Genomic DNA, 14,399 nt, shown 5'->3' with positions numbered 1-14,399 from the left:
GGCATGCGCTCAGCCGGGCTGGACCTGGTCAAGTGGACGGCGATGCTGACCATGGTCGCCGACCACCTGCGTTTCCTGTGGCCTGCTGCCGATGGCCTGTTCGTACTTGGCCGGTTGGCGTTTCCGCTGTTCTGCCTGGCCATTGCAGTGAATGTGGGGCGTGCCAGAGGCGGGGCGCTGTATACCCGCGGCAGCCTGCGTTATCTGGGGTTGATGCTGGTGTTCGCGGTGCTGTCGGAGCCTGTATACCGTTGGCTGGACAGTGGTTCGCCAACGTTCAGCGTGATGCCGACCCTGGTGTTGGGGTTGCTGGTTGCCTGGGGCGTGCATCATCCGTCGAGGTCGGCGCGCGTGCTTGGCGTTGCCGGTCTGCTTGCAGGGTGGTTGTTCAGCGAACAGCTGATGTACGGGTTGTCGGGGGTGATGCTGCCGGGCGCCTGGTTGATGGCCCGCCGCAAGGGAGGGGCGGCCTGGGTGTTGCCTTGCCTGTTGGCCATGGGTGGGAACCTGACCAACAGTTGGTTGCGGGAACATCTGTTGGCGCCCATTACCGTGCTGACGCTGATTGCTGCAGCCTTGGCGATTCCGGTCGGGTTGCTGTTGCTGCGTCATGATGATTGGCGGGTGCCAGCAGTGGGGCGTTGGGGCTACCTGTTCTATCCGGTGCATTTATTGGCGATCAAGGTTTTCGCTTGATCGCTCTCGACGGTCCTGCTTGCATTTCACAAATCCATACCCATCTAAACCGGCCGCACCAGACTCAGGAACCCCCCATGGAACCCAACCGCTTCGGCGACATCGCCGCCTTCGTCAGCGCCGCGAAGGCCGGCAGTTTTACCGCCGCCGCCGCCACCTTGGGCCTGACGCGCTCGGCGGTGGGCAAGAGCATCGCTCGCCTGGAGGCGCGCATGGCCGTGCGCCTGCTCAACCGTACCACGCGCAAGCTGAGCCTGACCGACGAGGGCCTGGTGGCCTACGAGCGCTGGCGGCAGATTCTGGATGACCTGGACGAGGTGGAAAGCACCATGGCCCAGCGCCGGGGCAAGCCCACCGGCACCCTGCGCCTGACAGCACCCCTGTCGTTCGGCCAGCGCCATGTGCTGCCGATTCTCGACCGCTACCTGAAGCAGTGGCCCGAGCTGCGCGCGGATATCCGCTTCACCGACCGTTTCGTCGACCTGGTCGAGGAGGGTATCGACGTTGCGGTGCGTATCGGCGCACCGAAGGAAGACTCGCAACTGTTGACGCGCACGGTGGCCTGGCAGCAGTTCGTCACCTGCGCCTCGCCCGCATACCTGGACGCACGCGGCGTACCGCAGGTGCCCGGCGACCTCTACGGCCACGACAAGATCGCCTTCCTGGCCGGTGAAAAGGCCATGCCGTGGCGCTTCCATACCGAAGCGGGGCTGCACCTGTGCGAAGACCCCGGGCGGCTGAACATCGACAGCTCCGAGGCGATGCTCGAAGGCGCGCGGGCGGGTTTCGGGCTGATTCACCTGCCCACCTACATTACCGGCGACGACCTGCGTGCCGGCACCCTGGTGGAGGTGCTGCAAGCCTATCGGCCGCCAGCAGACCCGATTCGCATCGTCTACCCAAGCAAGCGCCACCTGTCGCCACGGGTACGCGGCTTCATCGACCTGCTGGTAGCCAGCTGGGAACCGGGCGTGCCCTGGGAATACTGATTGGGGAATGGCAGGCCCCTATGCCGGGCCTGAAGCCGGGTTTATCACTGGCTGCGCAGCAGGGAAACTGGCAGTCACTGATAATCCCTGTGGAGACCCCATGACTGCACTGTCCGTACTGGACCTGGTCATGATCGGCGAAGGCAAGACCTTCGCCGACGCGATCGAAGAGTCCCGCCAACTGGCGCGCCATGTCGAGCAACAGCACTACAGCCGCTACTGGATCGCCGAACACCACGACATGCCGGGCATCGGCTCGGCCGCCACGTCACTGGTCATCAACGAAATCGCCAACGCCACCCGGCATATCCGCGTCGGCGCCGGTGGCATCATGCTGCCCAACCACGCGCCGCTGGTGGTAGCCGAGCAGTTCGGTACGCTCGACACCCTGCACCCTGGCCGCATCGACCTGGGCCTCGGCCGTGCGCCGGGCAGCTCCGGGCCGACCGTGCGCGCCTTGCGTGGTGCTGCGCCAGAGCGCGACTTCAGCCAGGACATCGCCGAACTGCGCGACTACCTGGCCGACAACGGCCAGCGCCGCGTGCGCGGCGTGCCGGGCAAGCATGACATCCCGGTGTGGATCCTCGGCTCCAGCCTGTTCGGCGCCGACCTGGCAGCGAAACTGGGCTTGCCCTATGCCTTCGCCTCGCACTTTGCCCCGCGCTACCTGCTGCAGGCCATTGCCCACTACCGGGCCAACTTCCAGCCTTCGGCACAACTGGCCAAGCCGTATGTGATGGTGGGCATGAACCTGTTCGCCGCCGACAGCGACGCCGAGGCGGATTACCTGGCCAGCTCCCATCGCAAGTGGATGCTGGACCTGCATGTCGGGCGCTTCGGCCTGCTGCCCAAGCCGCAGGAGGGTTATGTCGAGAGCCTGCCGGGCCATGAGCGCGCGGTACTCGAGCAGGTGATGGCCTGCACCGTGGCCGGCGGGCCGGAGCGGGTAAGGGAAGGGTTGCGCACCCTGATCGAGCAGACCGGGGCGGATGAACTGATGATCGACTGCCGCATTCACGACCCGCTGGCGCGGCAGCGTTCGCATGCCTATGCCGCGCAGGCCCTGGCGCAGCTGGGTTAAAGCTACCGGCCTCTTTGCGGGTGAACCCGCTCCCACAGGATCACCACAGACTTGAACTTTGTGGGATCCCTGTGGGAGCGGGTTCACCCGCGAAGAGGCCGGCACAGGCAACAAAAAAGGGAGCCCATCAGCTCCCTCTTTCAGCATCAAGCCTGCTTGAGGAACGGATAATCCGTATACCCCTCAGCCCCATTGGCATAATCGAACTGCGCCCGGTGCGCATTCAACGGCGCCTGCACCCGCAGCCGCTCTACCAGGTCCGGGTTGGCAATGAAGCTGCGCCCGAACGCTACGGCATCGATCAAGCCACGCCCGATCAGGTCTTCACCTTTCTCGGCGGTGTAGGCACCGGCAGCAATGATCACCCCCGGGTAGGCTGCACGAATCGCCTGGCGGAATTCGTCACGCAGCGGCTTGCCGCCGGCCCAGTCCGGTTCGGACAGGTGCAGGTAGGCAAGGTTGCGCTTGGCCAGTTCGCGGATCAGGTACAGGCCTGCGGCTTCCTGGTCCTCGCCATTGTCCACGCCATTGAAACCACCCAGCGGGAACACACGGATACCCACGCGTTCGGCGCTCCAGTTGGCAATCGCCGCGTCCACTGCTTCAAGCACGATACGCGCACGGTTCTCGACGCTGCCGCCGTAGCGGTCTTCGCGTTGGTTGGCGCTGGGGGTGAGGAACTGATGCAGCAGGTAGCCGTGGGCGGCGTGCAGTTCGATGAAGTCGAACCCGGCTTCACGGGCATTGGCCGCCGCCTGGCCGAAGTCTGCAACGATGCCGGCGATTTCCGCCTCGCTCAGCGCTCGCGGCGCAGAGGTTTCCACACGCATCAGGTTGCCGTGCTCGTCACGCAGGGTAGTGCGGGCAGCGGCCGGCAGCGCCGAAGGTGCCACCGGTGCTTCGCCGCCGGGTTGCAGGGAAGTGTGCGATACCCGCCCGGTGTGCCACACCTGCACGGCGCTATGGCCGCCATCGGCGTGGATGCCTTCGTTGACACGCTTCCAGGCGGCGATCTGCTCGGCGCTGTGGATGCCTGGCGAGCCGGAATAGCCTTTGGCCTGGAAGGAAATCTGCGTGGCTTCGGTGATGATCAGCCCGGCGCTGGCGCGTTGGCGGTAGTACTCGGCCATCAGCGGGGTAGGTACGTCACCCGGCTCGAGGCTGCGCAGGCGGGTGAGGGGGGCCATGAACACGCGGTTGGGCAGGGTGAGCGGGCCGACTTTCAGGGGTTGCAAGAGTTTCATTGCTGCTCCAGAGGTGGAAAACCAATGGTGCGCACGATACCGAGGTGATTGGGGAAAGGGGGGACCGGGAGCCCGGCATTGGGCTCCCCAATGATTTGTTCCAGCAGCTTGGATGTCGCCTGTCCCGGCCTCTTCGCGGGTAAACCCGCTCCCACAGGGGTTGCACAGGCCCTGAAGGCATAGGTGACCCTGTGGGAGCGGGTTTACCCGCGAAGAGGCCAGGACAGGAGTACGATCAGCTACGGGCCAACCGCCCACTCACATAATGCGCCACATCATTGAACCCCGGCGTCGACGCATGCCCCGGCGTGACCAGCGAATCAATGAACGCTTCATCCTCCGCCGTAATCTTCACCGCCAGCGCGCCGCCATAGGTATCCCACTGTTCTTCCGTCCGCGGCCCGACAATCGCCGAACTGACCAGCCGATTGTTCAGCACCCAGGCAATCGCGAACTCGACGATACCCACGCCCTTGGCCTCCACATAGGCCTGGATCTGCCGGGCAATGGCCAGCGACTCCTGGCGCCATTCCACTTCCATGATGCGCTTGTCCTGGCGCCCGGCACGGCTACCGGCATCCGGCACCGCCCCCGGCGCATACTTGCCGCTGAGCACGCCCCGCGCGAGCGGGCTGAACGGCACCACGCCCAGGCCATGGGCGCCGGCTGCGGTGAGTTGCTCCGGCTCGGCCTGGCGATTGACGATGTTGTACAGCGGCTGGCTCACCACTGGCCTGGGCACGCCCAGGCGCTCGGCAATGTGGCAGGCCTCGGCGATGCGCCAGCCGCGGAAGTTGGACACGCCCCAGTAGCGGATCTTGCCTTGGCGCAGCAGGTCGCCGATGGCCTGTACGGTTTCTTCCAGCGGCACCTTGTGGTCTTCGCGGTGCAGGTAGTAGATGTCCAGGTAGTCCATGTCCATGCGCGTCAGCGTGGCCTCCAGGGCATTGAAGATGTGCTTGCGCGACAGCCCGCTGCGGTTGGGCAGGCCATCGGCCGGGCCGAAGCCCACCTTGCTGGCCACGATCCAGTCCTGGCGATGGCGGGCCACCGCTTCGCCGACGATTTCCTCCGCGCGCCCGGCGTTGTACACGTCTGCGGTGTCGATGAAGTTGATGCCCTGGTCCCAGGCCTTGTCGATGATGCGCAGGGCGTCCTCGGTGCTGGTCTGCTCGCCGAACATCATGCTGCCCAGGGTAAGGGCGGAAACCTGCAGGCCACTGTGGCCGAGGGGGCGGTAGATCATGCGCTTGGGTCCTTGTGCAGTCGGCTGATCTACCCGTTTTACACACAACCGGGGCGCAATGAAAGGCAGCCTCAACCGATCAGCGCCAAGGCCTCCTGCAAGGTCAACGGGCGCTTCAGGCGTTGCGACAACGTCGCCATGGCATCGGAATAGCCCTTGGCGATGACCGCCTCGACCCGCTCATCCACGCATTGCAAGGCGATGAAGTCGCCTTTTTCCGGCTCGCCGACGAACTCGATGCGGTTCCAGTCCCGCGCGTGGCCCAGTACTTCGTAGGTGCGGCCGTGCTGGTAGGTCCAGAAGAACGGCACGTCGGCATATCGGCGCTGCTCGCCGAGCATGTTGGCGGCGGCGATCACCCCATGTTGCTGGGCCAGGCGCCAGTGTTCGATACGCACCGGGCGCCCGCTGAGCGGAAAGGTGGCGATATCCCCTGCGGCCCACAGGCCATCTGCAGCGCGCATTTCAGCGTCGACTTGCACCGACTTGTCCTCGGTCAGCAGCACCCCCTGGATGAAAGCGGTCGCCGGTCTGACCCCGGTGCCCAGCAGCACCAATGGCGTCTGTAGCCGTTCACCGTTGGCCAGCAGCACGGCCTCGACCTTGCCCTGGCCCTCGATCCGCTCAACCTCGGTGGGGCCATGGAAGGTGACCCCCTTGCGTTCGTGCAACTCGCGGATGCTACGGCCGATGCGCTCGCCCAGCTGCCGGGCCAGGGGGACCTCATGGCGGGTGACCAGGTGCACCTGCACACCGTACTTGCGCAAGGCCGAGGCGGCCTCAAGGCCGATGAAACCGTCGCCGACGATCACTGCCGGCTGGCCGGGCTCGGCAGCGTCCAGCAGTTGCGCCGCATCTTCCCGTGAGCGCAGGGTAAATACCCCAAGCAGGTCGACGCCCGGGATGTCGGGCCGCAGCGCCTTCCCGCCGGTGGCCAGCAGGCAGGCGTCATAGTCGATCTGCTGGCCGTCGGCCAGGGTGATCTGGCGCTTCTGCGTGTTCAGGGTGCGCACCTTGCCATGCTTGCGCTCCAGCTGGCCCTTGCGCAGGGCGTCTGCGTCGAGCAGGGCCGGCACCTCATCGGGCGGCATCTGCCCGGCGATCACGAATTTGCTGAGGGAAGTACGATCGTAGGCTGGCTGGCGCTCCTGATCGACCCAGACCAGGCGGCCGGCAAAGCCATGGTCCAGCAGGGTGGCGACTGCGGCGCTGCCCGCGGCACCGGCGCCGACCACCACGAAACAGCGGGCGTCGCTGTGGCGGGGCGGCTCGGTTCTGGGCAGGGGTTGGTCGTCGACCCAGACCTCGTCGCCCTTGACCCAGGTTTTGTAGCGGCGCAGGTCGGCCAGGGCCGGCGGCTCGCAGACCGCGCCCTCGTCCACGGCGAACGCGGCCTTGTGCCAGGGGCACACCAGCAGGCCGCCGCATACCACGCCCTCATTGAGTGGCGCGCCTTCGTGGGGGCAGTTGCCCTGGTAGGCGTGCACCTGGTCGCCCTGGCGGATGAGGATGATCTCCTCGTTGCCGGCCTGGACGCGCAGGGGGCGGTGTTCGTCGAGTTGGGCCAGGCGGGCCACGGCGTGCTGGGTCATGGGGGTTCTCCAAAGGGACCTTTGGAACCATTTGACGCCTGGGCTGGGGAGGGGATGCGTTGAGCTGACGATCGGTGGAGGAGCTAGCGTTTGTATGGCCTGGGCTGGCCTCTTCGCGGGCTTGCCCGCTCCACAGGGACACCACAGTGTTCGAGCTTGTGGTGATCCTGTGGGAGCGGGCGAGCCCGCGAATGGGTTCAACTGGCCCTTGCAGTACTCAGCGCACCAGCCCGGGTAACCCGCAAGGCCACCAGGCTACCCAGCACGATCAACGCCGCCAGCGAATACAGCGCGGCATCGGTCGAGCCGGTCTGGTCCTTGATGAAACCGACCAGGTACGGGCTGAGGAAACCGGCCATCTGGCCCACCGAGTTGATGATCGCCAGGCCCGCGACAGCCACGCCGGCGCTGAGCAGCGCGGTGGGCATCGGCCAGAACATCGGCAGGCCGGTGAGCGCGCCCATGGTGGCGATCGACAGGCCGAGGATGGCGATGGCCGGGTTGCCGGCGAAGTTCACCGCGATCAGCAGGCCGATGGCGCCCATCAGCATCGGCACCACAAGATGCCAGCGGCGCTCGTTGCGCAGGTCGGCCGAACGCCCGCACAGGATCATGAACACGCCGGCCAGCAGGTACGGGATGGCGCTGAGCCAGCCGATCAGCAGCGGGTTGTCGAAGCCCATGTTCTTGATGATCGACGGCAGCCAGAAGTTGATCGCGTACACACCGCTCTGGATGCAGAAGTAGACAAAGCCGAAGGTCCAGATCAGCGGGTTGGTCAGCACGGCGAGCACGCCGTCGCCGGTAGTGCTCGGCTTGCTGGCGGCATCGGCCTCGAGGTCGGCGGCGATCAGCTGGCGTTCGGCCGGGCTCAGCCAGGCGGCTTTCTGGTAGCCGTCACTGAGCAGGAACACCGCCAGTACACCCAGGGCAACGGTCGGCAGGCCCTGGATCAGGAACATCCATTGCCAGCCGGCCAGGCCGTGCTGGCCGGCGGCGAAGTGTTGGAGGATCCAGCCGGAGAACGGCCCGCCGAGCAGGCCCGAAACCGGGATCGCCGACATGAACAGGGCCATGATGCGACCGCGGCGTGCCGCCGGGAACCAGCGCGAAAGGTACAGCACCACGCCCGGGAAGAAGCCGGCTTCGGCGGCGCCGGTCAGCAGGCGCAAGGCGTAGAACTCGGTGGGCGTGGTGACGAACAGCAGGCAGGTGGAGAGGCTGCCCCAGGCGATCATCATCAGCGCGATCCAGCGCCGCGGGCCGAAGCGGTTGAGTGCCAGGTTGCTCGGCAGGCCGCAGAGCACGTAGCCGATGAAGAAGATGCCGGCGCCAAGGCCGTACACCGTTTCGCTGAACTTCAGGGCGTCGAGCATCTGCAGCTTGGCAAAGCCGACGTTGACGCGGTCCAGGTAGTTGAACAGGTAGCAGATGAAAATGAACGGAATCAGCCGCAGGGTGATGCGCCGGTACAGCGCGTTGCGGTTGGTGTCCGTGCCTTGGTCAGGGGCGGGGCTGTATGCCATGATCGGGTTCTCTGTTGTTATGGTTGTCGCCGCGTCGCCTGTTCCGGCGCTCGCCCTGACGAGTCTCGGGGACTGCGGCGTGCCTGTCTTTGTGCTTTTGCACAGCACTTGCACCGGGCTGCTGTGCCCGAGCCCAAAACCCTGACACCCAAAGGACCGTTCAATGTTCGAACTCGACCATGACCTGGCGCAGGATATCGTTGACCGCGCGATGGCCATTCTGCCATGCAACGTCAATGTCATGGACAGCCAGGGGTTGATCCTTGGCAGTGGCGAGCCGGAGCGTATCAACACCCGCCACGAGGGCGCGCAACTGGTGCTGGCCAACGGCCGCATCGTCGAACTGGATACCGACGCGGCCAAATGCCTGAAGGGCGTGCAGCCCGGGGTGAACCTGCCGCTGATGCTGGATGGCCGATTGATGGGCGTACTCGGCCTGACCGGTGACCCGCAGCAAGTGCGTACCTATGGTGAACTGGTGCGCATGACCGCCGAAATGCTGCTGGCCCAGCGCCATTTGCAGGCCGACCAGCAATGGCGACGGCAGCGCTGTGACGATTTGCTGGCCCTGCTGCTGGGCGGCAGCGGCGATTCTCCGCGGTTGCTCGACGAGGCCCGGCAACTGGGCCTGAAACCCCAGTTGCCACGGGTACCGTGCCTGTTCGAACTGGCCTCGGGGCCAGCCGCCGAAACCCTGGCGGCATGGTTGATGAGCCGCTACCCGGACAGTTGGTGCGTAAGCCCGGCCCGCCAGTCGTTGTTGTGGTGTCGCCCGGCAGGCGTGGTGCTGGACGAACCTCGCCTGCTGGAACGCCTGCAGCGCCATGGCTGGGAAGTGGAGCGGCTGGCCCTGGGCAGTCCCGCGCAAAGCCTGGAGCAACTGCGCCGGGGTTATCGCCGGGTGCGCGACCTGCTGGCCTATGGGCGCGAGGTACTGCCCGGCGAGCGCCTGCTCAGCCTGCAACGCTACCGGTTACCGGCATTGCTGTGGCGGCATCGCAACGATGATGCGCTGGATGAATTGCTGGAGCCGTTGCAGCGTATTCGCAGCAAGGACAGCAGCGGGCAGTTGCTCACCACCCTGCGCGCCTGGTGTGCCCATGACGGCCAGAGCCAGGCCTGTGCCGATGCCTTGGGCATCCACCGCAACAGCCTGCGCTACCGCCTGGAGCGGATTGCCGAGCTGGGCGAGGTCGACCCGCTGCGCATGGAAGGGATGCTTAGCTTGTACCTGGGGTTGCAGCTGCTGCCTGCCGACTGAAGGGCCAGTGCCGGCGAAAGGCATCTGCCCAAACAACCCGCCCGGCGTTTTGTGCATTTGACCGAGGCCTCCTTGGCAGCCACCTGTCAGCATGCCGCTCATCAGGACAGGAGAAACCCCATGAAGATCGTCATTGCCCCCGACTCGTTCAAGGACAGCCTCGACGCTGCCGGTGTCGCCCGCGCCATTGCGGCGGGCCTGGGCGAGGCCTGGCCGGAGGCCGAGCTGGTCGAGTGCCCGATGGCCGACGGTGGCGAAGGCACCATGGATGCGATTCTCGCCGCCAGCCACGGCGAACTGCGTCGTCAGACCGTGCGCGGGCCGTTGGGGCAAAGCGTGGAGGCCGGCTGGGGCTGGCTGCCGCAAAGCCGCACGGCGATCATCGAAATGGCCCAGGCCAGTGGCCTGCAGTTGGTGCCGCCAGGCCAGCGCGATGCCTGCCGCAGCAGCACCTGGGGCACCGGCGAGCTGATTGCCGCCGCCCTGGCCGCCGGCGCGCAACGGGTAGTGCTGGCCATCGGCGGCAGCGCCACCAACGACGCGGGCAGCGGCATGTTGCGGGCGCTGGGCCTGCGCCTGCTGGACGCCGATGGGCAAGCGCTGGAGGAGGGCGGCCTGGCCTTGGCCAAGCTGGCCCGCATCGATGCCAGCGACCTTGACCCGCGCCTGGCCGAGGTGCAGTTCGAAGTCGCAGCAGACGTCGACAACCCGCTGTGTGGCGCCAATGGCGCCTCGGCGATCTTCGGCCCGCAGAAGGGCGCCAACCCACAGCAGGTGCAGGCGCTGGACCAGGCCTTGGGGCATTTTGCCGACCATTGTGCGCAGCTGCTGGGTGAGGATGTGCGGGACTACCCTGGCTGTGGCGCTGCCGGCGGCATGGGGTTCGCCGCGCGTGCTTTCATGGGCGCGCAGTTCCGCCCTGGGGTGGAAGTGGTGGCCGAACTGGCCGGCCTGGATGCCTTGGTGCAGGGCGCAGACCTGGTGGTGACCGGCGAAGGTCGCTTCGACGCCCAGACCTTGCGTGGCAAGACGCCGATGGGCGTGGCCCGGGTTGCCAAGCGCCACGGGGTGCCGGTGGTGGTGTTGGCCGGGACCTTGGGTGAAGGCTACCAGCAGCTGTATGCCCATGGTGTCGATGCTGCCTTTGCCCTGGCCAGCGGGCCGATGAGCCTGGAGCAGGCATGTGCCAATGCAGCTGGGCTGCTGCGGGCGCGGGCTTGTGATATCGGGCGGCTGTGGCGCTGCGCAACGCAGCGTCCCTTGGGCTGTGCTGTCGCGTAGAGAACTGTATTCGCAAGCGGTCCGCGTACCCTGTGGGAGCGGCTTTAGCCGCGAAGAACGCAACGCGGTGCATGGCACCGGCTGCGCCGGTGTTCGCGGCTAAAGCCGCTCCCACAGGGACTGCACGGATTCAGCCTTTGCGGTGATCCTGTGGGAGCGGGTTTACCCGCGAAGAGGCCAGTACAGGCGACACAAGAAGGACAGGTATGAACGCGATCGTATCCATACCGAAGACAGTGACCAGCAGCTCCCACAGGGCCCCTGCTAATTCAATGAGTCATGTGCCGTTCTATGAGAGGGGGTTATGTGATGCTGTTCCTGGACAGTGCCCCCTGATGCCCAGCGACGCCCGAATTCTCGAACATGGCAATGAAGTTGGCCAGCGCCGGTGAAGCATTCCGCGCGTTCCATTTCATGTACAAGCCCAGGCCCGGGGTGGGCTGGTCGTCGATTGGCAGGATTGCTCGGAACTGCACGCGCTCGCGCGGTATGGAGCCGATGAACGAGGCCGGCACCAGGGCCACGCCAAAACCACAGGCCACCAGGCCGAGCAGGGTGTGGACCTGTGCCGCTTCCTGCACCACCCTGGGGTAGAAACCCGCCGCCTCGCACAGCGCCGTCAACTGCGCATGGTAGCCGCCGCCCAGGGCTTGCGGGGTGAAGACGAAATCCTCATCGGCGAACTCGCGCAGGTCTACCGCCCCTTCCTGTGCTTTGGCGTGGCGGGCAGGCAGGGCCATGACGATTTGCTCGTCGAGCAGCAACCGTGACTCGAGGGTGCCAGCCGGCAACGGCAGCCTGCGCATGAAGCCGATATCCGCCTCACCGGCCAGCAGGGCCTTGGCCTGCGAGGCCGATGGCATCTCGCGGATGGTCAGCTGCACGTTCGGGTACGCCTCGCGAAAGCGGCGCAAGGTGGTGAGCAGCGACTCGTAATAAGCGATGGAAATGGCGGTGATGTCCAGCTTGCCGCAGATGCCGGCGGACACATTGCGCGCATACTCGATGCCCTGTTCCAGCTCGGCCAGCGTGCGGTAGGCGGTGTCGAGGAAGGCCGTGCCCGCAGCAGTCAGCCGCACCCCGCGCTTGTTGCGCAGGAACAGGCTGAAACCGAGCTTGTCCTCGAGGCGACCAATCGCCTGGCTCAGCGGTGGTTGCGCCATGTGCAGGCGCTCGGCGGCCTTGTGGAAGTGCAGCTCTTCGGCCACGGCAACGAACTGCCGAAGCAAACGTGTCTCGATCATCCTGCGGTCCTTCGGCCCGGTGAACCGGCGGTGATATCCATGAGATATCAAAGTTACATGCTTTTAATATTAAGTCATTGATTTTTTTGTTGTTATCGTAGAAAGGAGAATCGAAGGTAGCCAGCAAATGCCCGTCACAGAGCCTTTCCACGACAACGTTGCGGTCTTCACCGATGCCGCACAGGGCCTGGGACTGGCCTGTTCCATGACGCTGGCGGAGGTGGACGTACTGCGTAACCGCCTCAAGGCATGCAGCCATGTGCCAGTCAACGTCGCCAACACCCGCGCCGACCTGGGCGAAAGCCTGGTCTGGGATGAATGCAGCGGCGCGTTGTACTTCGTCGATATCTCAGGCGGGCGGATCAACCGCCTGACACCCGATGGCGAAGCCGAATGCCTGTACGAATCCGCGGCACGCATCGGCGCGTTGGCGTTGACTGACCAGGGCAACCTGATTTTCACCGAAGACGCCAGCGTGGCCATCTTCGATGTGCCGCTGCGCAAGGTACGCCGGCATTCGGTGTCGGTTCACCCACGTTCGACCTACCGTTTCAACGACGGCGCCTGCGACCCGCAGGGCCGCTTCGTAACCGGGCTGATGGACGATGCCCTGAGTGGCAATACCGGGGCGCTGTTCCGCTTTGACGGGCAGTTGAGCGACCAGGTGATCCACGACGACATGGCGTTGCCCACCGGCCTGGCCTGGTCGCAGGACGGCCACACGGTGTACTTCGTCGATTCGGCAGCGCGCTCGATCTACCGCGCCAGCTACCTGGCCGAAGGCCGGCTTGGTGCGGTCACCCTGTTTGCCGAAACCCCTGCCGAACTGGGGCGCCCGGACGGCCTTGCGCTGGACCGGGAAGGCGGCCTGTGGGTATGCCAGTACCATGGCAGTTGCCTGCTGCGCTATGACCGCCATGGCCATCTGACCGACCAGGTGCTGATGCCAGTGCCGTGCCCCACCAGTTGCTGCTTCGGCGGGGCGGGCATGAATACCTTGTTCATCAGTACCGCGCGCTTCGGCATGAGTGCCGAAGACCTGCACCATTACCCCGACGCTGGCGACCTGTATGCCATCAGCCCGGAAATTGGCGGCATCGCCCGGCACACCTTCAAGGAATGAGCTTTTGCGCCTGGCTGGCCGGTAGCACAGCCAGTTCGCCAAAGCGCTGCGCCGCGTCGATGTAGCGCAATGCCGACTTGGCGTCTTTCCAGCCCACATAGCTCATCAGCGCCTTCAACTCCCAACCGTTGGCCGTGGCCCAGGTGGCGAAGCCACGGCGCAGCGAGTGGCCGGTATACAGCGCCGCCGGTACCCCGGCGCGTTCCAGCATGCGCCGCAGCAGGCCGACCAGGCTGTTGCTGTTGAGCGCGGTGTCGCCGAGGTTGCCCCAGCGGTCGAGCTTGCGGAACACCGGCCCATGGGCGATGCCGGCGACTTCCAGCCATTGCAGGTAGGCCGTGACCGGGCACAAGGCCTTGAGGGCCGGGGTGCGATGTTGTACGCCCAGGGCCTCGCGGTCGCCCTTGCTGCGCGGCAGGAACAGGGTGATGCCGACACCCGCCTCGGCCTGGATATGCTCCACGCGCAGGCGCGCCAGTTCATCACCCCGAAAACCGCGCCAGAAGCCCAGCAACAGCAGCGCAGCGTCACGACGCGCCCGGCGCAGGGTGGCCAGGTCATGCTGTTCCCGGGCCTGGCGGGCTTCTTCTTCGAAACATTCCACTGCGCTTTGCAGGTGCTGCAGCAACAGCGGCGCGGCCTGCCTGGGCGGGGTCGGGTGCAAGGTGCGGATGCCGCGTAGCACCTGGCGCACCAGCGGCGCCTTGGTCGGGTCGGGGAAACCTTGGGCGACGTGCCATTGGCTGAGCGCCGCCAGGCGCTGGCGCAGGGTGCTGACGGCATGCTGGTCGGCGTGGTCGGCCAGGTAGCGGGCGATGCTCTCGGCCGTGGCCGGCAGAAAACCGCCCCAGTGGGTTTCGAAATGCTCGATGGCGGCCTGGTAGCTGCGCCGGGTGTTGTCACGGGTGGCGGCGCGGAGGTAGCGCTCGATGTCGGTCATGGTGCGGGTGCGAGTAGATGATGGGCACACGATAAACCGAAATGGGTTGCCTGTCCTGACTGCGATGCTGGCGGGATTGTCGGGGGCGCTTTGCGCCCCTTTCGCGACACAAGGCCGCTCCCACAGGGTTGCGCTGCCTGCAGGTCCAGCGCTGTACCTGTGGGAGCGGCCTTGTG

Annotated in this window: 12 protein-coding genes; 6 read left to right on the top strand and 6 right to left on the bottom strand. The window is 65.8% G+C overall.

Annotated elements, in window-relative coordinates; translation table 11 throughout:
• Positions 1–3 precede the first annotated feature (3 nt).
• From RYH74_RS15620 to RYH74_RS15610, 3 genes are all read left to right on the top strand, one after another.
• Complete coding sequence (locus RYH74_RS15620; protein ID WP_317409699.1) at positions 4–696, top strand: TraX family protein; 693 nt, start codon at positions 4–6, stop codon at positions 694–696.
• Between the two features lie 77 nt (positions 697–773).
• Entirely contained in the window at positions 774–1,685 is a 912-nt protein-coding gene (locus RYH74_RS15615) for a LysR family transcriptional regulator (protein ID WP_075045186.1), read from the top strand.
• A 100-nt stretch (positions 1,686–1,785) separates the two neighbouring features.
• Complete coding sequence (locus RYH74_RS15610) at positions 1,786–2,766, top strand: LLM class flavin-dependent oxidoreductase (protein WP_085589598.1); 981 nt, start codon at positions 1,786–1,788, stop codon at positions 2,764–2,766.
• Positions 2,767–2,912: 146 nt separating this feature from the next.
• Here RYH74_RS15610 and RYH74_RS15605 read toward each other — a convergent pair whose 3' ends face one another.
• From RYH74_RS15605 to RYH74_RS15590, 4 genes are all read right to left on the bottom strand, one after another.
• The gene (locus RYH74_RS15605) at positions 2,913–4,010 is read right to left on the bottom strand and encodes an alkene reductase (protein ID WP_286919266.1); all 1,098 of its coding nucleotides are present in this window, start codon (positions 4,008–4,010) and stop codon (positions 2,913–2,915) included.
• A 235-nt stretch (positions 4,011–4,245) separates the two neighbouring features.
• Complete coding sequence (locus RYH74_RS15600) at positions 4,246–5,256, bottom strand: aldo/keto reductase (RefSeq protein WP_025339051.1); 1,011 nt, start codon at positions 5,254–5,256, stop codon at positions 4,246–4,248.
• 71 nt (positions 5,257–5,327) lie between these two features.
• Positions 5,328–6,848: an FAD-dependent oxidoreductase gene (locus tag RYH74_RS15595; protein ID WP_317409698.1), complete on the bottom strand. Its 1,521-nt coding sequence runs from the start codon at positions 6,846–6,848 to the stop codon at positions 5,328–5,330.
• Between the two features lie 197 nt (positions 6,849–7,045).
• Positions 7,046–8,374: an MFS transporter gene (locus RYH74_RS15590; RefSeq protein WP_317409697.1), complete on the bottom strand. Its 1,329-nt coding sequence runs from the start codon at positions 8,372–8,374 to the stop codon at positions 7,046–7,048.
• Positions 8,375–8,537: 163 nt separating this feature from the next.
• On the opposite strand from RYH74_RS15590, the gene RYH74_RS15585 reads away from it, so the two are divergent.
• Entirely contained in the window at positions 8,538–9,635 is a 1,098-nt protein-coding gene (locus RYH74_RS15585) for a sugar diacid recognition domain-containing protein (RefSeq protein WP_317409696.1), read from the top strand.
• A gap of 120 nt (positions 9,636–9,755) precedes the next feature.
• On the top strand, positions 9,756–10,916 hold the full coding sequence (locus RYH74_RS15580; RefSeq protein WP_317409695.1) for a glycerate kinase: 1,161 nt from the start codon (positions 9,756–9,758) through the stop codon (positions 10,914–10,916).
• A 302-nt stretch (positions 10,917–11,218) separates the two neighbouring features.
• On the opposite strand, the gene RYH74_RS15575 is transcribed toward RYH74_RS15580, so the two are convergent.
• Positions 11,219–12,160 carry a LysR substrate-binding domain-containing protein gene (locus RYH74_RS15575; protein ID WP_317409694.1) on the bottom strand — a complete coding sequence of 314 codons (942 nt, stop codon included), beginning with the start codon at positions 12,158–12,160 and terminating at the stop codon, positions 11,219–11,221.
• Between the two features lie 205 nt (positions 12,161–12,365).
• Between RYH74_RS15575 and RYH74_RS15570 the strand changes: the two genes are divergently transcribed.
• Positions 12,366–13,283, top strand: a complete 918-nt coding sequence (locus RYH74_RS15570; RefSeq protein WP_317409720.1) for an SMP-30/gluconolactonase/LRE family protein — start codon at positions 12,366–12,368, stop codon at positions 13,281–13,283.
• Here the strand turns inward: RYH74_RS15570 and RYH74_RS15565 are convergent.
• A complete protein-coding gene (locus RYH74_RS15565) occupies positions 13,273–14,223 on the bottom strand; it encodes a site-specific integrase (RefSeq protein WP_075045195.1) in 951 nt (316 codons plus the stop codon). The genes RYH74_RS15570 and RYH74_RS15565 overlap by 11 nt on opposite strands.
• Positions 14,224–14,399 lie beyond the last annotated feature (176 nt).

It is taken from the genome of Pseudomonas sp. LSJ-87 (genome assembly GCF_032971465.1).
Classification (GTDB): Bacteria; Pseudomonadota; Gammaproteobacteria; order Pseudomonadales; family Pseudomonadaceae; genus Aquipseudomonas; species Aquipseudomonas putida_Z.
Note: the sequence above shows the minus strand (reverse complement) of the source record. Positions and strands in the feature narration are given on the sequence as shown.